The organism is Brevundimonas sp. 374 (assembly GCF_900102995.1).
Classification (GTDB): Bacteria; Pseudomonadota; Alphaproteobacteria; order Caulobacterales; family Caulobacteraceae; genus Brevundimonas; species Brevundimonas vesicularis_C.
Genome location: NZ_FNKT01000007.1, coordinates 60,263 through 78,271 on the forward strand (window position 1 = coordinate 60,263; position 18,009 = coordinate 78,271).

Consider the following 18,009-nt stretch of genomic DNA (forward strand, 5'->3'; position numbering starts at 1 on the left):
AGCGCACTTACATGGGTTAACTGACGCCTTCGTCCTCGATCAGTTCGGTCGTGGTCCCTGCCCCAGGTCCCGCCCCTAGATCAGCGCCGGTCACAGGATTGCTGTCGGCGTCAGAGGCTGTTCGGGCCGCGAAGGCCTGGACAGCGGCGGCGTCCCGTTCGCCCAGTGAGACGCTGGCGGAGCCGTCGCCGCCGTCCACGGCGCCCTGCTGTTCACGGTCGTCGATGAACTCCCATTGCTCACCCTCATTCCAGGGACCGCGGGCATCGCCCTCTCCTTGGGACATGTCGTAGTATTTGTCAGCGAAGGCAGGCAGGCCGACCAGCTTGCCTGCCGGGAAGTTCGGCTCCATGGCGTAGAGGGCCTTCTCGAAGGACTTCTGATGCGCCACTTCGCGCGTCATCAGGAAGTTCAACGCGTCCTTCACGCCGGGATCGTCCGTGCAGTTGATCAGACGTTCATAGACGATCTTGGCCCGGGACTCGGCGGCGATGTTGGAGCGTAGGTCGCAGGCGGGATCGCCGATCGAGTCGATGTAGGCGGCGGTCCACGGGACACCGGCGGAATTGATCAGGGCAGGCGCGCCGCCATAGAGAATGGAGGTGGTATGGCTCTCATCACCGCTGTTCAGCGAGGCGTAGAGATCGGCCTCCTCCATCGCGGCTTCAGCCATCTGGGCCTTTCACGCCTCGGTTCAGCATCGACACGATCGAGCCAATAACCTCGAGGTGGCTCAACTCTTCCGTGGCGATGTCGAGCAGCATGTCTTTGCGGCCCGGATCTTCGTCCGCCAAAGCCTGTGTGAAGTAGCGCATGGCGGCGGCGAGCTCGCCCTGCGGCCCTCCGAATTGCTCAAGCATCAGGGTGGCGAGACCCGGGTTCGGTTCGGACACCATGACCGTATACATCAGGCGCTTGTTGTGCATGAACATGGTTGGCTCCTTGGGATTGAAGCCGAGCTAACCGGGCCATTCCGAGTGCTGTCCCGAAGGTCGTTTTCGGACCTTGAATCGTATTACTGTCGAGCGCGGACATCGGTTGTGCCCGTTATTGGACAGTCGGAACGGACAACTCCGCGCGGCTCTTGAACCTTCTTTCACGGGAGGTTTGATGTCCCTCATCGACAAGGCGCTCGCCGCCGTCAGCCCGCAGCCTGACGAAAATACGCGCAAGGCGGCGACGGAAAAGGCCCGCGCCGCCTCCCAGGCTGGAGACTGGCTTTCGCTGGTGCTCGACCATCACGACGCCATCCGCGCCGCCTTCGCCTGCGGCCGAACGGCCAAGACCGCTGTCGAAAGAAAGGCCGCGCGCGATGCGCTCGCCGTCGTGCTGAACGGCCATGCGCTGGCCGAGGAGCTGGTCCTCTATCCCGCCCTCGGCCAGGCCGGCGAAAAGATGCACGCGGCCCACGCCTATCTCGAGCAGACGACCACGAAGGCTCAGATGGCGGAGCTTGAAAACATCGCGCCCTCGAAGCCCGCCTGGCTGGACAAGTGGGCGCACATCGAAGGCGCCGTTCTCACCCATATGTTCGAGGAAGAGAGCGATTGGTTCCTGACGCTGAAGGCCAAGGGTCACCACCAGAGCCGTCTGGCCTCGCGTTACGCCGAAGAGTTCGAACGCTACGCTGGCGCGCCCCAGTCTCGAGCCGCCTGATCCCGACTGTTTAACATCAAGGAGGCATCGACGATGTCCGCCCCCCTCTCAACCGACGCCGACGTCCAATCCCCAGCCTTCCATGACGACGATTATGTGGAGGGCGCCTATGACGCCACCAGCGTCCGCGCCGTCATGATCAATCGGCCGCGTCAGGCGCTGTATGAGTATTGGCGCGACTTTCGAAACCTGCCCCGCTTCATGGAGAACGTGAAGTCCGTCGATGTTCTGGACGATGTCCGATCCAGCTGGACCGTCGCGGGCCCCGCCGGTGCGGAGATCGAACTTGTCAGCGAGATCATTGAAGATCGTCCCGGCGAATACATCGCCTGGCGGTCGACCGAGGACAGCGATGTCGATCACGAGGGCTGGATCACGTTTCGCGACAACGCCTTCGGCCGAGGCACCGAGGTCCGTGTTCTGATCAGCTACGATCCGCCGGCGGGCGCCGTCGGCAAACTGGTCGCCAAGGTGATGCAGCGCGAGCCCCGGGTCCAGGCCCGGCGCGAGCTGCGACGTTTCAAACAGCTGATGGAGACGGGCGAAATCTCGACGTCCAAGGCTCCCGACGCGGCGCCGCGCGCCGACCGTCATTTCTGATCCAGGAAGGAATTCCCATGCGCGCCCTGACTTGGCACGGCAAACACAACGTTCAGGTGGACACGGTCCCCGATCCCCAGATCGTCAATCCCCGCGATGCGATCATCAAGATTACGGCGACCGCCATCTGCGGATCAGACCTGCACCTCTACGATAGCGTGATCCCCGGCATGTCCAATGGCGACATCCTCGGCCACGAGTTCATGGGCGAGGTCGTCGAGATCGGCCGTGGCAACACGAGCCTTCAGGTCGGCCAAAAGGTCGTCGTCCCCTTCGTGATCGCCTGCGGCTCCTGCTTCCATTGCGGCAAGCAGCAGTTCTCGGCCTGCGACAACTCCAATCCCGCCGACAAGTCCGACGCATCCGAGATCGCCTACGGTTACCCGGCTGCCGGGCTGTTCGGCTATTCGCATCTGACCGGCGGCTATGCGGGCGGCCAGGCGGAATATGTCCGCGTCCCCTATTCCGACGTCGGCCCGATCGTGGTGCCGGACGGGATCGAGGATGAGCGGGTCCTGTTCCTGTCCGACATCTTCCCCACGGGTTGGATGGCGGCCGAAAACGCGGAGATCGAGCCCGGCGACACGGTGGCGATCTGGGGCTGCGGGCCCGTCGGTCTGTTCGCCATCAAGAGCGCCAGATTGATGGGCGCCGGCCGCATCATCGCCGTCGATCATCATCCACGCCGACTGGAGCTCGCCAAGGCGAATGGCGCGGAAGTCCTCAACTATCATGAGGTCAAGGTTCGCGAAGCCCTGATGGAGATGACCGCCGGCATCGGGCCGGATGCCTGCATCGACGCCGTCGGCATGGAGGCGCATGGCTTTTCGCCCGACAACATCATCGATGCGGTGAAGCAAGAAACGAAGCTGGGAACGGATCGCCAACATGTCCTGCGCGAGACGATCATGGCGTGTCGCAAGGGAGGACGCGTTTCAATCCCCGGCGTGTATGGCGGGATTGGCGACAAGCTGCCGATCGGCGCCCTCATGCAGAAGGGTCTGACGATCAAGACCGGCCAGACCCATGTGCAGAAATACCTGCCGCAGCTCCTTGAGCTGGTCATGGACGGCAAGATCGACACGACGGATCTGATCAGCCATCGCCTGCCGCTTGAGCAGGCGCCAGAGGCTTACAAGAACTTCCACGACAATCCGAACGAATGGACGAAGGTGGTGCTGAAGCCGCACGGCTGATCGACGGCCGTCGTTCGAGCCCTACCGCCATGACACGATGGACAGCCAGACATCCGATCGCACCATAGCGAAGTCCGTGATTGTTTCACGAGGCCTGGCAGGAACAGGACGGGTTCAGCGAGCCTTTGGGTAGGCCATGACGCTACACCCGCTGCTCGCCGATCGCTTAGAATCCGGTCTCGGCCTGCCCACCTCATCATCCCGCGACGGAAGAGCATTTTCGTGATCGACGCTGAGCAGGTCGTAACGCTTCTCGGCGACTCGCTCACCGCCGGCTATGGCCTCAGGCCGGCCGAAAGCTTGCCGCGCCAACTGGCGGCGCGATTGGCGAGCGGAACGCCTCCGGTTCGCGTCATCGGCGCGGGCGTGTCCGGCGATACGACAAGGGATGGCTTGCGACGGCTCGATCGGGACGTGCCGGCGCAAACGAATCTTTGCGTCGTCGCCTTGGGCGCCAACGACATGATGCAGTTGGTCCCGGCCGATTACGTCAGGGATAATCTTCTGTCGATCATCGACAAACTCCAACAGCGCAACATCCCCGTTTTGCTGAGCGGCATGCGGGCGCCGCCCTGGTTTGGCGCCTACGCCTGCGCGTTCGACGCGGTCTACCCCGAGGTCGCTCGCGCAGCGAGCGTGCCCCTGATGCCCTTCCTGATGGAGGGTGTAGCGTTGCAGCCGGCCTATGTCTTGCCGGACCGGATCCATCCCAACGCCGCCGGCGTGGGCAAGATGGCCGACACCCTTGCACCCCATGTGCGATCCGCCCTGGCGGCCCTGCGGACGCCGTGACGGGATGCGGCTGGCCACCTTCAACATCAACCGCGTCAATCGTCGCCTGCCCAATCTCCTCGCCTGGCTTGAACAGGCCCAGCCGGACGTGGTCTGCCTTCAGGAGCTGAAGGCGACCGACAGCCAATTTCCGAATGCCGAGATCAAGGCGGCCGGCTACGATGCGGCCTGGGTTGGCGAACAGCGCTGGAACGGCGTCGCAATCCTAAGCCGCATCGGCGAGCCGGTCGTGACCCGACGCCGGCTGCCCGGCAACGCCACTGATCCCCAGGCCCGTTATATAGAGGCGGCAGTCAATGGCGTGTTGATCGGCTGCCTCTATTTGCCCAACGGCAATCCCAGGCCCGGGCCCAAGTTCGACTACAAGCTTGCCTGGGCCGACCGGCTGATCGCCCATGCGGGGACCCTCTACGCCACTGCAGCGCCGGTCGTGCTCGCCGGCGACTACAATGTCGTCCCGACCAACGCCGACATCTACAACACCAGTTCGTGGAAGGCCGACGCCCTGCTTCAGCCCGAGAGCCGCGCGGCCTTCAAGCGCCTGCTGGACCAGGGCTGGACCGACGCCCTGCGCGAGCGTTTCCCGCACGATCCGCCGCCCTGGACCTTCTGGTCCTATTTCCGCGAGGCCTGGTGCCGCGACGCCGGTCTGCGGATCGACCATGTGCTGCTCAACGGTCTCGCGGCCGAACGGCTGACCGACGCCGGCGTTGATCGCGCGGTGCGCGGCGCCGAGGGCGCGAGCGACCACGCGCCGGTCTGGATCGAGCTTGCCTGACCCAGCCGATCCGGACCGCTGGACGTCAGTCGACCCAACAATCGTCAAGCCGTCAGGGTCCGGAAGGTGATGGAATAGCGAAAGGCTGTCATAGGTGTGATAGAATGCTCCCAGGCAGCGCGCGCCTCTCCTGACAGGCGATAGACCGAGCCGCTCGCCAGCGCCGCATTTCGACGTAGAAAGCCCGCCCCCTGGCGACGGCGCAGCCGCATCACGCAGGGCGCAAGTAAGGACACGCCCAGGATTTCCCCATAGACGGGGCGGTCGCGATGCCAGCCGATGCCGGCGCCCGGCGCATATTCATTGACCAGAACCTGCACAAAGGCCGCGCCTTTCAGATCGAGGCGGCCCGCCAAGCGCGCCATTAAGGTCGAGAGAAACGCCGGCCAACCCGCGCCATCACCCCCGCGGTCGAAGGCGGCGATCCGGCGATGACCCAGGTAGCCCAGATGTTCATAGGGTTTGAACGCCAGAGTCTGGAGCGCGGCGACAAGCGCGGCCTGTTCAGGCGCCGACAGGACGCCGGCCCAATAGTCAAAGCCCGCCACCACGGGCGTGCGCGCGGGTGCATCGTCGAACAGGTCGATTTGCGATAGTTCGGTCACGCCAGGACCAGTTGGTTCACCGCGGCGCCGGTCGTCTCCAGATTGGACAGGCTCACACCAACCAGGCGCACGCCCCGGCTTAGCGGGTAGAGGGACCGAACCAGCACCCGACTGACCTCGTGCAGGGTCTGGCGGGAGGCCACGGGCTCGGACTGGGACCGGCTTCGCGTCGACTGCTGGAAGTCCGCCCATTTGACCTTGACGGTGACCGTCCGTCCGCGACTGCCGGTCTGCTCGCACCAGGCCCAGACATCGTCGGCCATGGCCCCCACCCCGGCCTCTATCGCGTCCGGATCAGTCAGGTCGGAGGCGAAGGTAGTTTCCGACCCGCTCGATTTGCGCGTCCGGTCCGGATTGACCGCCCGGTCGTCCTGCCCGCGCGCGATGGCGTAATACCAGGGCCCGGACTTGCCAAAATGATGCTGGAGAAAGGCCAGGGACTGGCGGCGCAGATCCGCGCCGGTGCGGATTCCTAGCCCTTCCATCTTGGCGGCGGTCACCGGCCCCACGCCGTAGAACCGCCGGACCGGCAAGTCTTCCACGAAGGCCTCGCCGCGCCCGGGCGCCACGACGAACTGGCCGTTCGGCTTGTTCTGGTCCGACGCCAGCTTGGCCAGAAACTTGTTGTAGGAAACGCCCGCCGAGGCGGTCAGGCCGGTCTCTTCAAAGATCCGCCGCCGGATTTCCTGCGCCGTCGCCGAGGCGGTCCCCAGGCCTCGCCGATCGGCCGTCACATCGAGATAGGCCTCGTCTAGAGACAGAGGTTCGATCAGATTGGTGTAGTCCGAAAAGATCGCATGGATCTGCGCCGACGCCGCGCGATAGACCTCGAAGCGCGGCGGGACGAAGACGAGGTTTGGACACTTCCGCTGGGCGGTTGTCGAGGGCATGGCCGAACGCACCCCGAACCGCCGCGCCTCATAGCTGGCGGCGGCGACCACGCCGCGCGCCGCCGCATGACCGACCGCCACGGGCCGACCGCGCAGGGCGGGATCATCCCTCTGTTCCACGGAGGCGAAGAAGGCGTCCATGTCCACGTGGACGATCTTGCGGGTGGCGACGCCGGACATGCAGCCTGCATATCAAGACGAGAACAAAAAGAAAACATTTGTCCAAGGCGACGCTTGCCATTCTGTTCGCCGGAGTGCTGTCGGGGAGATCAAACAGCCGCCTGATCCCTATGTCCTACGTCGAGCTCCAAGCCACTTCGCACTTCTCCTTCCTGCGCGGCGCCAGCAGTTGCGAGCTGCTGTTCGAACAGGCGCGGCTGTGCGGGCTTGAGGCCCTCGCCATCGTAGATCGCAACTCGCTGGCCGGAATCGTCCGCGCCCACGAGGCGGCCAAGGCCTCCGGCGTACGGCTGATCGTGGGCTGCCGGCTTGATCTGATCGATGGGACGGGGGTGCTCGTCTATCCGACCGATCGGCCGGCCTACTCCCGACTCACGCGCCTGCTCTCCCTGGGCAAGCGCCGCGCCGGCAAGGCCAAATGCCACCTCGACTGGTCGGATCTGAAAGATTGGTCGGAGGGCCTTATCGCCATCCTGGTACCGGACGAGGCGGACGAGGCCTGCGCCGCCAATCTGCGACGGCTGAAGGCGACCTTTCCCGCGGGCGCCTATCTCGCCCTGACGCTGCGGCGACGCCCCCGCGATGCCTTGCGGCTGCACGACCTGTCGACCCTCGCCGTCCAGGCCGGCGTGCCGACCGTCGTGACCAATGACGTCCTCTTCCATCATCCCGACCAGAGACTGCTGCAGGACGTCGTCACCTGCGTCCGGCACGGCTGCACCATCGACGAACTGGGCCTCCGGCGCGAACGCCATGCGGATCGCTATCTGAAGCCGCCCCACGAGATGCACCGCCTGTTCAAGGGCTATCCCGAGGCCCTGGCCCGCTCGGTCGAGATCGCCGGCCGGTGCCGCTTCTCACTCGACGAACTGGCCTATCAATATCCCGACGAGGTCTCGACGCCGGGCATGACGCCGCAGCAGACCCTCGAACAGCTGACCTGGGCCGGAGCGGCGGATCGGTATCCGGAGGGTCTGCCGGACAGTGTGCGCAAGACCCTGCGTCACGAGCTCGATCTGATCGGCACGCTGGACTATGCGCCCTATTTCCTCACGGTCCACTCGATCGTGCGCTTCGCCCGCAGCCAGGACATCCTGTGCCAGGGCCGCGGCTCGGCCGCCAACTCCGCCGTCTGCTATGTGCTGGGCATCACCTCGATCGACCCGGGCCGCAATGATCTGTTGTTCGAGCGCTTCGTCAGCCAGGAGCGCCGTGAGCCCCCGGACATCGATGTCGATTTCGAGCACGAGCGGCGCGAGGTCGTCATGCAGTGGATCTTCGAGACCTACGGCCGCAACCACGCCGCCCTCTGCTCCGTCGTCACCCGCTATCGCTCGCGCGGCGCCCTGCGCGACGTCGGCAAGGCGCTGGGTCTGAGCGAAGACCTGATCAAGACGCTGTCGTCGCAAGTCTGGAGCTATTCCAGCGAGGGCGTCGAGGACAAACATGTCGCGGACCTGAACCTCAATCTGGAGGACCGGCGGCTCCGCCTGGCGCTGGAGCTGTCGCGCCAGCTGATCGGCGCCCCGCGCCATCTCAGCCAGCACCCCGGCGGCTTCGTCCTGACCCGGGATCGACTGGACGACCTGGTCCCGATCGAGCCGGCGGCGATGAAGGATCGCCAGGTCATCGAATGGGACAAGGACGACATCGACGTCCTCAAGTTCATGAAGGTCGATGTGCTGGCGCTCGGCATGCTCAGCTGCATGAAGCGCGGCTTCGACCTCTTGGCCGAGCACAAGGGGATTGCGCTCGACCTCGCCAGCATCCCGGCCGAGGATCCCCGGACCTATGCGATGATCCGGAAGGCCGACACGCTCGGGGTCTTCCAGATCGAGAGCCGGGCGCAGATGGCCATGCTCCCGCGGATCAAGCCGCGCACCTTCTACGATCTGGTCATCGAGGTCGCCATCGTCCGTCCCGGGCCGATCCAGGGCGACATGGTCCATCCCTATCTGCGCCGCAGAGAGGGCAAGGAGGACGTCGTCTATCCCAAGCCCGAGCTGGAAAAGGTGCTGGGCAAGACGCTGGGCGTGCCGCTGTTCCAGGAACAGGCCATGCGGGTCGCGATTGAATGCGCCGGCTTCACCGCTTCGGAAGCCGATCAGCTCCGCCGCGCCATGGCGACGTTCAAATTCACCGGCGGGGTCAGCCATTTCAAGGACAAGCTGATCAGCGGCATGGTCGAGCGCGGCTATGACGCCGCCTTCGCCGAGAAGACCTTCAGCCAGCTGGAAGGGTTCGGCTCCTACGGCTTTCCGGAAAGCCATGCGGCCTCCTTCGCCCTGATCGCCTACGCCTCCTCCTGGCTTAAATGCCATCACCCGGATGTCTTCTGCGCCGCGCTGCTAAACGCCCAGCCCATGGGCTTCTATGCGCCGGCGCAGATCGTCCGTGACGCCCAGCAGCACGGCGTCGAGATCCGGCCCGTCTGCGTCAACGCCAGTCGCTGGGACTGCACCTTGGAGACTGCGGGCGAGGATGGCCGGCTTTCTGTCCGCCTCGGCCTTCGCATGGTGCGCGGCCTGGTGAACAGCGACGCCGCCCGCCTCCTGGCGGCGCGGACGGACGGCGCCTTCCGCTCGGTCGATGACCTGTGGCGACGCGCCGGCGCCCAGGTCGCCAGCCTCGTCCGGCTGGCGGAGGCGGACGCCTTCAGGCCGGATCTGGATCTGGACCGCCGCGACGCGCTGTGGGCCATCAAGGTGCTAAGAAACGATCCCCTCCCCCTGTTCGCCGCCGCCGACGCCCACGACCAGACGCCGGAAATCTCGGAGCCCGATCCGGGCCTCAAACCGATGACGCCCGGGCGCGAAGTGGTCGAGGACTACAGCCACATCGGCCTGACCCTGCGCGACCATCCGCTGAGCTTCCTGCGCGGCGATCTGCAGTCACGCCACGTCATGACCTGCGCCGACGGGACCGCCATGCGCGACGGCCGGCTGACGCGCGTGGCAGGCCTCGTGCTGGTCCGTCAGAAGCCCGGCAGCGCCAAGGGGGTCATGTTTATCACCATCGAGGACGAGACCGGCGTGGCCAATCTGGTGATCTGGCCGAGCCTCTACGAACGGCAGCGCCGCATCGTGCTGTCGGCCTCCATGCTCGTCGTCGACGGCAAGGTCCAGCGTGAGGGCGACGTCGTCCACATCGTCGCGACCAGACTTCATGACGCATCGGCCCTGCTCGCCTCGGTCGGCAACCGGGGCGAGGTCTTCCCCCTGCCCCACGGGCGCGGCGACGAATTCCATCGCGGCGGGTCGCCGGATGCGCGCGACTCGCCGCCTCGCGCGATCAAGGTCCGGGACATCTACATTCCCGATCTACATCTCGACACGATCAAGCCGAAGGCGCGCGATTTCCGATAGTCGCCAGGAGCGACCGCAGGACGGGTCAGAATCCCCATCGTGAAATCGCCATTTCATGATCAGGACCCATGCCCCCATGATGAGGGTGAAGCTGAGCTGACGTACAGATGTGTGTCTTTAAATGGGTTACGCGCAACCCATATAACCTTCTGTTTTATCTAGGTAAATCAGCCCTACAGATTCTTGGGTCACCTGTAACCTATTTTGCGCCCGAGTTTTCTTGTTGTTTTACAATCACCTAATACTACCGCAGGTGTGCGTAAGGTGTGCATCATCCTCCACAGGATGATATTCCTAATGGCCCCCAACTGGGGTTAGACGTTTTTTGTCGTCTGGTTCCGTCGTTTAGAGCACGGGCTATCGCCCCCTAGGCTGTGATTAGGATGGCGCTTGAGATGGAAGATTTGGCTGCACAACCAGCTAGGAGAACGACGGTGAGCGACGCTGAGCTGCAAGCCTTTCAGATGAACATTGTGCAGATGGCTTTGGTGTTCTCGTTCACCATTGTGGCGGTCCTCGCCATCAAGACGGTGATCTCCAAAATGGCGCGAGCGCTGTGTGATCGAAAGGCCCGAGCCGGCGATCATGACGAGTCAAGCACGCAATCTTGACCTAAATTTCTCGCGTTGATCCGGCTGCGCTCGTCCAGTAGGCGCAGGGCTACCGCGACAAGGCGTGCACATCCTCCGGGCCGGAGGAACGCGCGGCCGATACATCGACCGACACGCGAAGCCAGCTGCTACTCTGACTTGTTTTTACGCCGGCTCGTCCCGCCATTCATGCCTTCTATGAGCCCTCCAAAAATGGGCTTGACCAACCAGGCTATGAACACAGCGGTGAACCCACCGGCCATGAATATAAGAACGTCCATCATCAGGCGTCTCCCAACAAAGTCTGTGGCTCTCGTACACGGCAGTATGTCGTGTGACCGAAGCTGTGCGGCGGCACGGCGACCAGAGCACACGTCCGAATGCCTGCTTTTCAGTGTCGAACGCCCTTCGTCTCGACGGGGTTCAGCTGCAGCTCAGCCGCACTGATCGCGAGAGCCTGAAGCTTGGTACACGCAAGAAGGCCGCATTCCTGAGCAAAGGTCAGCGGCCCATGATTGGCGGGGTCGATCAGACCAACCACGGCGTCGTGCAATCCCTCTAGCGTCGAGACGTCATCCACGAAAGAGGCCAGGTCCGCGCCGGCCCCGTACACCGTGTAGTGAGCGAGGCCTCCTCGCTGGGCTCGATAGGCATCCCAACGAGCCTTCAGCTTCGCCACGCGCTCGCCGGAACCGACAAGGTCGTTCGCTCGTGCCAACCCCTCCGCGACGACCTCCTCGGCAGCCTCGAGCTTGGGGGCCATTCTCATCACATAGTGAGCCGTCCAATACCGGACCAATAGATCGCCGCAGTCAGCGTCGTCATGATGAAGCAGAGGCGCCAAGCCAATCTCTAGATCCCCTTCAGCAAACAGGGCGAGGTCATCGATCAGGATATGCGGCGCCAGCGTCTGTAGGGATGTTAGCACCCTTTCGAACCGCCAGCCTGAAAGGTCGGCCAGATCCTCGGCGGTCGTCTTCACCAACCCCCCATTGTCGGGATTGTCCCGTAGCTGTCTAACCCAAACCATCAGCAATAGCGAAAGGATCGTGAGTGCGTCGGCGTTTAAGCCTTCCCGGGCGGCGTTCTGCAGAACCCTAAGCGATGCAAGCATGATCAACGGGTCGAGCTCTGCTGGGTCCAGATGCGACCCTGTTCCGATCATGAGCTGCAGTTCGGAACTCATCTCGGAAATATCGACAAAATCAGCCATCACACCCCTCGCACAAATCACACTGATAGTGTGTAGTGAAGATCGGGCGGCAGCCGCAAGTGCGGTTGCGTGGAAGTTGACGCTGAACTGGTGAGTTTTGGCCGCGCCGTCAGGTCGCGGCGGATTGCGCTTGGCCTAAGCCAAGAGGAACTGGCCGACAGAGCCGGGCTCCACCGAAACTATATCGGCGGCATTGAGCGCGGCGAACGTAACGTCGGTATTAAAGCTGTCTACGCCTTGGCTGTCGGCCTCGGCTGTGGACCGTCCGAGTTGTTCAACCCGCCCACGTCGCCGCGTTAACTCTCCCTTAACCGACGCCTTAGCACTCTGACCGAGCCGTAAGACCGATCCAAAACCATCGTTTACTTTAATCGAAAGGTTTGGATATGGGTTATTCCCCAGAGGTTTCAACAGAAGCCAACAGTATCCGTTTGGAGGGGTTTACCCCGACCGCTCCAGCAACAAGTCATCGCCAATCCTGCGACGAGGCTACGGCCTTACCCCCTTCGCAGGATTGTGCAGTCGAATCCACTGAGGTCATACTCAACACCGCTCGCGCGATTAGCGTGTGCGATGGAATTTCGCCGAGCAGCCGTGTTGCAGTCGCCGAGTCCCTTCTCGACGACTTGGCCCGCATCCTTGCGCGTATGACGCTCGATATGCACCGTTGCGATCTTCCATCGCCCGGAGCCTGAGCTGATGCGTGCAGCCCTATATGCCCGTTACTCGACCGACCTTCAAAACGTCGCTTCGATCGCGGATCAGTTTGCGACGTGCCGATCCTTTGCAGCGAAGGACGCGACCAAGATCGTCGCGACGTTTGAGGACGCAGCCATCTCGGGAGGGTCCGCAGCAAACCGGCCCGGATTGCACAGCCTGATGCACGGCGCAAAGAACGGGGAGTTCGACGTCGTGCTTTGTGAAGCGTTAGATCGCCTTTCTCGGTCCCAAGCCGATATCGCGGCCCTCTTCGAGGATCTGCGGTTTCACGGCGTCAAAATCCGCACGATCTCCGAAGGCGACATATCTGAGCTTCAGATTGGGCTGATGGGCACCATGAACGCCCTCCAACTGCGCGAGACAGGCCGAAAGACAAGGCGCGGCCTTCAAGGTGTCGTCCGCTCCGGTCGTCATACTGGGGGCCGTGTCTACGGCTACAAAATTAGGCGAGAAGTCGACGCCATCGGCGAACCGATCCGGGGCCTTCGCGATATCGATCCTGGTGAAGCAGAAGTCGTCAGAGAGATCTTTCGGCGCTACGCCGCCGGCCAATCGCCTCGGGCGATCGTAAGCGACTTGAATCGGCGCAGCATACCCGGCCCGCGAGGCGGAAGCTGGAACGCGTCGACGATCAACGGCAATGCCGAGCGCGGCAATGGGGTCATCCATAATGAGTTGTATCGCGGCGTCCTGGTTTTTGGTCGTCAAACCTGGGTGAAGGACAGGCGCACAGGAAAGCGCCAGGCGCGAACGGCGGATCCTGAAGAAATTATTCGGACCGAGGTGCCGCATCTTCGAATCATCTCCGAAGAACTATGGGCGAAAGTTCAGCATCGCTACGCGGAGAACACCTTATCGTCACGGGGGCACTCCCCGCGCGTAGCCGTTCGGCCCCGGCACTTACTGAGCGGAAAGCTGACTTGCGGAGTTTGTGGCGGCCCGATGATCCGAAGCGGCGCCGACCAACGCTTTATGTGCTCATGGCGACGAGAACGAGGAAAATCGGCATGCATGAACGGCCGCGGGATCAAGAGCGCCGAGATCGAGGCGCGCGTTCTCGCCGCGATCAAGAACAGACTTCTAGCGCCGGAACGCGTGGCGCTCGCCGTGGAAGAGGCGAGGCTCGCAGCAGAGAATGACGCGCGTAGGATCACCCAAGCTCGATCAAAACTCGACAGTGAGCTTGCAGAGGTGAAGCGCCGCGCCGAACGCTTGGTCGACCAGATCGCCGATGGCGTCCTTACGGGCGCTGCAGTCAAGGATCGTCTGGACGCGCTGGAAGCGCGGCGAAGCCAGATTGAATCAGAACTGGCCCAAGCACCGGCGGCGTCGGTCGTCGCCCTGCATCCTCGCGTGGCCGAGCATTACCGGACCGTCGTGGGCTCGCTGGAGCGCACCTTGGCTCGCAGCAACAGCGAGGCAGCGACTGAAGCACGGGACTTGGTGCGCAAGTTGATTGGAACCGTCGTGGTCACGCCGTTGGAAGAGCGCGGAAAGTTTGGCTTGACCGTACAAGGCAAAATCGCCGCCCTGGTGAACCAAGACGGCGAAAATACTACGAAGTTGGGTGCGGGAGTAGGATTTGAACCTACGACCTTCAGGTTATGAGCCTGACGAGCTACCGGGCTGCTCCATCCCGCGGCAAACGGTAGTGTATCGTGAAGGAAGAACGGATCGAGAAGGACCGCGATTGCGGTGTTTGTTCATCATCGGCTGTCCGCCTGGTAGACCCGGCGGCGACCTACTCTCCCGCGCCTTGAGACGAAGTACCATTGGCTCTGGAGGGCTTAACGACCGAGTTCGGAATGGGATCGGGTGGGGAACCTCCGACATAGCCACCAGGTCAACCAGGGGGACAGCGGATGATGAGAAGACATTGTCTGAGATTGCTCTGGTCAAGGAGCAATCATCGAATGAGTTTTGCTGAGAAACGATCAAACCGATCGGATTATTAGTACCAGTAAGCTTCATGGGTCGCCCCACTTCCACACCTGGCCTATCAACGTGGTAGTCTTCCACGATCCTCAGCGAAGCCTTGTTTTGAGGTTAGTTTCCCGCTTAGATGCTTTCAGCGGTTATCTATTCCATACTTAGCTACCCTGCTGCACAGCTGGCGCCATGACAGGTACACCAGAGGTATGTCCATCCCGGTCCTCTCGTACTAGGGACAGATCCTCTCAAGCTTCGAACACCCACGGCAGATAGGGACCAAACTGTCTCACGACGTTCTGAACCCAGCTCACGTACCACTTTAAATGGCGAACAGCCATACCCTTGGGACCTGCTCCAGCCCCAGGATGTGATGAGCCGACATCGAGGTGCCAAACTTTGCCGTCGATATGGACTCTTGGGCAAAATCAGCCTGTTATCCCTAGAGTACCTTTTATCCGTTGAGCGATGGCCCTTCCACTCGGGACCACCGGATCACTATGGCCGACTTTCGTCTCTGCTCGACTTGTCAGTCTCGCAGTCAGGCGGGCTTATGCCATTGCACTCGACGACCGATTTCCGACCGGTCTGAGCCCACCATCGCGCGCCTCCGTTACACTTTAGGAGGCGACCGCCCCAGTCAAACTACCCACCACGCCATGTCCCGGGACCGGATAACGGCCCTCGGTTAGACGTCAACGACAGTAAGGGTGGTATTTCAAGGACGACTCCACCAGAGCTGGCGCCCCGGTTTCATAGTCTCCCACCTATCCTACACATACGGTCGCTAACGCCAAGGCGAAGCTATAGTAAAGGTTCATAGGGTCTTTCCGTCTGACCGCGGGAACCCCGCATCTTCACGGGGAATTCAATTTCACTGAGCCTATGCTGGAGACAGTGGGGAAGTCGTTACGCCATTCGTGCAGGTCGGAACTTACCCGACAAGGAATTTCGCTACCTTAGGACCGTTATAGTTACGGCCGCCGTTTACCTGGGCTTCAGTTCGACGCTTTCACATCTCCCTTTAACCTTCAGGCACCGGGCAGGCGTCAGACCCTATACGTCGCATTGCTGCTTCGCAGAGCCCTGTGTTTTTGCTAAACAGTCGCTACCCCCTGGCTTGTGCCACTCAGTCCTGCTTGCGCAAGGTGAGTCACGCTTATTCCGAAGTTACGCGTGCAATTTGCCGAGTTCCTTCAGCATAGTTCTCTCAAACGCCTTGGTATGCTCTACCTGACCACCTGTGTCGGTTTCGGGTACGGTCTCTGCTGGAGTTATTTCCTGGGACAACGCCCCCGCACACACAATCCAATAAGTGGGTACGAGTTAAGCCATCCGTCACTTCCAGCTGGTGCAGGAATATTTACCTGCTTCCCATCGACTACGCTTTTCAGCCTCGCCTTAGGGGCCGACTAACCCTGCGCAGATTAGCTTTACGCAGGAACCCTTGGTCTTTCGGCGAGAGTGTCTCTCACACTCTTATCGTTACTCATGTCAGCATTCTCACTTCCGATACCTCCAGCCAGGCTCACGCCTGACCTTCACCGGCCTACGGAACGCTCCGCTACCGCTTGCAGTAAACTGCAAACCCATATCTTCGGCGCACGGCTTGAGCCCCGTTACATTTTCCGCGCAGGATCGCTTGATCAGTGAGCTGTTACGCTTTCTTTAAAGGATGGCTGCTTCTAAGCCAACCTCCTGATTGTCAAAGCAATCCCACATCGTTTCCCACTTAGCCGTGACTTGGGGGCCTTAGATGATGGTTAGGGTTGTTTCCCTTTTCACGACGGACGTTAGCACCCGCCGTGTGTCTGCCCGATAGTTCTCTTGGGTATTCGGAGTTTGGTTAGTATTGGTACCGCTCGCGCAGCCCGCAACCATCCAGTGCTCTACCCCCCAAGGAATTCGTCGGACGCTCTACCTAAATAGATTTCGCGGAGAACCAGCTATGTCCAGGTTTGATTGGCCTTTCACCCCTATCCACAAGTCATCCCAGAATTTTTCAACATTCACGGGTTCGGTCCTCCAGTTGGTGTTACCCAACCTTCAACCTGCTCATGGATAGATCACCTGGTTTCGGGTCGTCATACGTCGAACTTAGCGCCCTATTCAGACTCGCTTTCGCTGCGCCTACACCTAACGGCTTAAGCTTGCTCGACACATGAAGTCGCTGACCCATTATACAAAAGGTACGCCGTCACCGCGCTTGGCGGCTCCGACTGCTTGTAGGCTTCCGATTTCAGGATCTGTTTCACTCCCCTTGTCGGGGTGCTTTTCACCTTTCCCTCACGGTACTTGTTCACTATCGGTCGTAGAGGAGTACTTAGGCTTGGAGGGTGGTCCCCCCATGTTCAGACAGGATTTCACGTGTCCCGCCCTACTCGAGTCTCTTGCTGTTTGATGACTACGGGGCTTTCACCCACTATGGCCGACCTTTCCAGATCGTTCGTCTTTATTTCACAAGAGCACTGGCCTGGTCCCGGTTCGCTCGCCACTACTACGGGAGTCTCGGTTGATGTCCTTTCCTCCGGGTACTGAGATGTTTCAGTTCCCCGGGTTCGCTTAATGAAGCCTATGTATTCAGCTCATTATACCTTTTAACAATCCGCCAATCGCTGCTTCCGAAGAAACAGAGTTGGAAGACTGTAAAGGTGGGTTTCCCCATTCGGAAATAACCGGATCAAAGGGTGCTAGCGCCTCCCCGGTTCTTATCGCAGCTTGCCACGTCCTTCATCGCCTCTCTACGCCAAGGCATCCGTCAGAAGCCCTTCAACGTTTGATCGTTTCTCAGCAAAACTCATGCTTGGTTTATTCCGCCCGACTGGAAAGATGCCGGGGGACCAAGCCTGATTTTTGTCAGACAATGTCTTCTTCTCGAACAAGACCTCAAAGCTCAGGGGAGCCGGTCACGTTCTTCCTTTACGATATCAATGCCAGCCGGCGAGCGCCGACGGGCAATTCTTGATGCGATCACAAGATCCTGGTGGAGCCAGACGGAGTCGAACCGACGACATCCTGCTTGCAAAGCAGGCGCTCTACCAACTGAGCTATGGCCCCATTCCATCAGGAATAGTGCGAAGCCCAGGAGAGCTGTCGGCGATGCCGTCTTGAGGCTGAGAACCCCCAGCGAACCAGAAGTCCTGGTAGGCCCGGGCAGACTCGAACTGCCGACCTTACGCTTATCAGGCGTACGCTCTAACCACCTGAGCTACGGGCCTATGGCAGCGACAGCCGGGTCATAAACACCCAGGCTCGCGATCGCGTCACCAACTCAACGACCCGTATGGTCGAGGCGTCGATGACGAAAGTGGAAAGAGAAACGGAGACGGCGGCGTTCCGCCGTTTATTGGAGCCTCAATAGACAGCCTCGTGAGAGACGGCCTGGAGAAGCATCCTTAGAAAGGAGGTGATCCAGCCGCAGGTTCCCCTACGGCTACCTTGTTACGACTTCACCCCAGTCGCTGACCCTACCGTGGTCGCCTGCCTCCTTGCGGT

Annotated in this window: 14 protein-coding genes, 3 tRNA genes and 3 rRNA genes; 9 read left to right on the plus strand and 11 right to left on the minus strand. The window is 61.5% G+C overall.

The genetic code is table 11. The annotated features are described in order from the left end of the window. Positions 1-16: 16 nt before the first annotated feature. Together BLR19_RS13830 and BLR19_RS15020 are read right to left on the minus strand one after the other, a co-directional pair. A complete protein-coding gene (locus BLR19_RS13830) occupies positions 17-673 on the minus strand; it encodes a manganese catalase family protein (RefSeq protein WP_255366686.1) in 657 nt (218 codons plus the stop codon). Continuing rightward, positions 666-932 carry a manganese catalase family protein gene (locus BLR19_RS15020; protein WP_255366687.1) on the minus strand — a complete coding sequence of 89 codons (267 nt, stop codon included), beginning with the start codon at positions 930-932 and terminating at the stop codon, positions 666-668. Before BLR19_RS15020 ends, BLR19_RS13830 begins: the two co-directional genes overlap by 8 nt. A 178-nt stretch (positions 933-1,110) precedes the next feature. Here BLR19_RS15020 and BLR19_RS13835 point away from each other — a divergent pair, with 178 nt between their 5' ends. From BLR19_RS13835 to BLR19_RS13855, 5 genes are all read left to right on the plus strand, one after another. Beyond that, entirely contained in the window at positions 1,111-1,656 is a 546-nt protein-coding gene (locus tag BLR19_RS13835; RefSeq protein WP_091752240.1) for a hemerythrin domain-containing protein, read from the plus strand. A gap of 33 nt (positions 1,657-1,689) precedes the next feature. Continuing rightward, entirely contained in the window at positions 1,690-2,256 is a 567-nt protein-coding gene (locus BLR19_RS13840; protein ID WP_091752243.1) for an SRPBCC family protein, read from the plus strand. A gap of 17 nt (positions 2,257-2,273) precedes the next feature. Next, a complete protein-coding gene (locus BLR19_RS13845) occupies positions 2,274-3,452 on the plus strand; it encodes a zinc-dependent alcohol dehydrogenase (RefSeq protein ID WP_091752245.1) in 1,179 nt (392 codons plus the stop codon). Between the two features lie 222 nt (positions 3,453-3,674). Continuing rightward, the gene (locus BLR19_RS13850; RefSeq protein ID WP_255366688.1) at positions 3,675-4,244 is read left to right on the plus strand and encodes an arylesterase; all 570 of its coding nucleotides are present in this window, start codon (positions 3,675-3,677) and stop codon (positions 4,242-4,244) included. 4 nt (positions 4,245-4,248) lie between these two features. After that, the gene (locus BLR19_RS13855) at positions 4,249-5,022 is read left to right on the plus strand and encodes an exodeoxyribonuclease III (protein WP_091752248.1); all 774 of its coding nucleotides are present in this window, start codon (positions 4,249-4,251) and stop codon (positions 5,020-5,022) included. 44 nt (positions 5,023-5,066) lie between these two features. Here BLR19_RS13855 and BLR19_RS13860 read toward each other — a convergent pair whose 3' ends face one another. Continuing rightward, the gene (locus BLR19_RS13860) at positions 5,067-5,627 is read right to left on the minus strand and encodes an alpha-ketoglutarate-dependent dioxygenase AlkB (RefSeq protein WP_255366689.1); all 561 of its coding nucleotides are present in this window, start codon (positions 5,625-5,627) and stop codon (positions 5,067-5,069) included. Beyond that, positions 5,624-6,697: a DNA polymerase IV gene (gene dinB, locus BLR19_RS13865; protein ID WP_091752250.1), complete on the minus strand. Its 1,074-nt coding sequence runs from the start codon at positions 6,695-6,697 to the stop codon at positions 5,624-5,626. The genes BLR19_RS13860 and dinB overlap by 4 nt, the downstream gene beginning before the upstream one ends. Before the next feature lie 110 nt (positions 6,698-6,807). Between dinB and BLR19_RS13870 the strand changes: the two genes are divergently transcribed. Beyond that, complete coding sequence (locus tag BLR19_RS13870; RefSeq protein ID WP_091752252.1) at positions 6,808-10,062, plus strand: error-prone DNA polymerase; 3,255 nt, start codon at positions 6,808-6,810, stop codon at positions 10,060-10,062. A gap of 434 nt (positions 10,063-10,496) precedes the next feature. After that, on the plus strand, positions 10,497-10,673 hold the full coding sequence (locus BLR19_RS14905; RefSeq protein WP_176758361.1) for a hypothetical protein: 177 nt from the start codon (positions 10,497-10,499) through the stop codon (positions 10,671-10,673). A gap of 370 nt (positions 10,674-11,043) precedes the next feature. Here BLR19_RS14905 and BLR19_RS13880 read toward each other — a convergent pair whose 3' ends face one another. Further along, the gene (locus tag BLR19_RS13880; RefSeq protein WP_091752258.1) at positions 11,044-11,865 is read right to left on the minus strand and encodes a hypothetical protein; all 822 of its coding nucleotides are present in this window, start codon (positions 11,863-11,865) and stop codon (positions 11,044-11,046) included. A gap of 90 nt (positions 11,866-11,955) precedes the next feature. On the opposite strand from BLR19_RS13880, the gene BLR19_RS13885 reads away from it, so the two are divergent. Both BLR19_RS13885 and BLR19_RS15100 read left to right on the plus strand, forming a co-directional pair. Then, entirely contained in the window at positions 11,956-12,165 is a 210-nt protein-coding gene (locus BLR19_RS13885) for a helix-turn-helix domain-containing protein (protein ID WP_255366693.1), read from the plus strand. A gap of 399 nt (positions 12,166-12,564) precedes the next feature. Further along, positions 12,565-14,193: a recombinase family protein gene (locus tag BLR19_RS15100; protein ID WP_369818865.1), complete on the plus strand. Its 1,629-nt coding sequence runs from the start codon at positions 12,565-12,567 to the stop codon at positions 14,191-14,193. Here the strand turns inward: BLR19_RS15100 and BLR19_RS13900 are convergent. From BLR19_RS13900 to BLR19_RS13925, 6 genes are all read right to left on the minus strand, one after another. Further along, positions 14,150-14,226, minus strand: a tRNA-Met gene (locus tag BLR19_RS13900). The genes BLR19_RS15100 and BLR19_RS13900 overlap by 44 nt on opposite strands. Before the next feature lie 87 nt (positions 14,227-14,313). After that, positions 14,314-14,428, minus strand: a 5S ribosomal RNA gene (rrf, locus tag BLR19_RS13905). An 87-nt stretch (positions 14,429-14,515) separates the two neighbouring features. Continuing rightward, positions 14,516-17,296 (minus strand): 23S ribosomal RNA (locus BLR19_RS13910). A 199-nt stretch (positions 17,297-17,495) separates the two neighbouring features. Continuing rightward, a tRNA-Ala gene (locus tag BLR19_RS13915) sits at positions 17,496-17,571 on the minus strand. Positions 17,572-17,655: 84 nt separating this feature from the next. Continuing rightward, positions 17,656-17,732, minus strand: a tRNA-Ile gene (locus BLR19_RS13920). A gap of 181 nt (positions 17,733-17,913) precedes the next feature. Beyond that, positions 17,914-18,009, minus strand: a 16S ribosomal RNA gene (locus tag BLR19_RS13925); the annotation flags it as partial.

Bases quoted from the DNA above. Each gene is read 5' to 3' on its own strand.
- BLR19_RS13830 (WP_255366686.1), bottom strand. From the start codon at position 673: ATGGCTGAAGCCGCGATGGAGGAGGCCGATCTCTACGCCTCGCTGAAC.
- BLR19_RS15020 (WP_255366687.1), bottom strand. From the start codon at position 932: ATGTTCATGCACAACAAGCGCCTGATGTATACGGTCATGGTGTCCGAA.
- BLR19_RS13845 (WP_091752245.1), top strand. From the start codon at position 2,274: ATGCGCGCCCTGACTTGGCACGGCAAACACAACGTTCAGGTGGACACG.
- BLR19_RS13835 (WP_091752240.1), top strand. From the start codon at position 1,111: ATGTCCCTCATCGACAAGGCGCTCGCCGCCGTCAGCCCGCAGCCTGAC.
- BLR19_RS13870 (WP_091752252.1), top strand. From the start codon at position 6,808: ATGTCCTACGTCGAGCTCCAAGCCACTTCGCACTTCTCCTTCCTGCGC.
- BLR19_RS13880 (WP_091752258.1), bottom strand. From the start codon at position 11,865: ATGGCTGATTTTGTCGATATTTCCGAGATGAGTTCCGAACTGCAGCTC.
- BLR19_RS15100 (WP_369818865.1), top strand. From the start codon at position 12,565: ATGCGTGCAGCCCTATATGCCCGTTACTCGACCGACCTTCAAAACGTC.
- BLR19_RS13840 (WP_091752243.1), top strand. From the start codon at position 1,690: ATGTCCGCCCCCCTCTCAACCGACGCCGACGTCCAATCCCCAGCCTTC.
- dinB (WP_091752250.1), bottom strand. From the start codon at position 6,697: ATGTCCGGCGTCGCCACCCGCAAGATCGTCCACGTGGACATGGACGCC.
- BLR19_RS13855 (WP_091752248.1), top strand. From the start codon at position 4,249: ATGCGGCTGGCCACCTTCAACATCAACCGCGTCAATCGTCGCCTGCCC.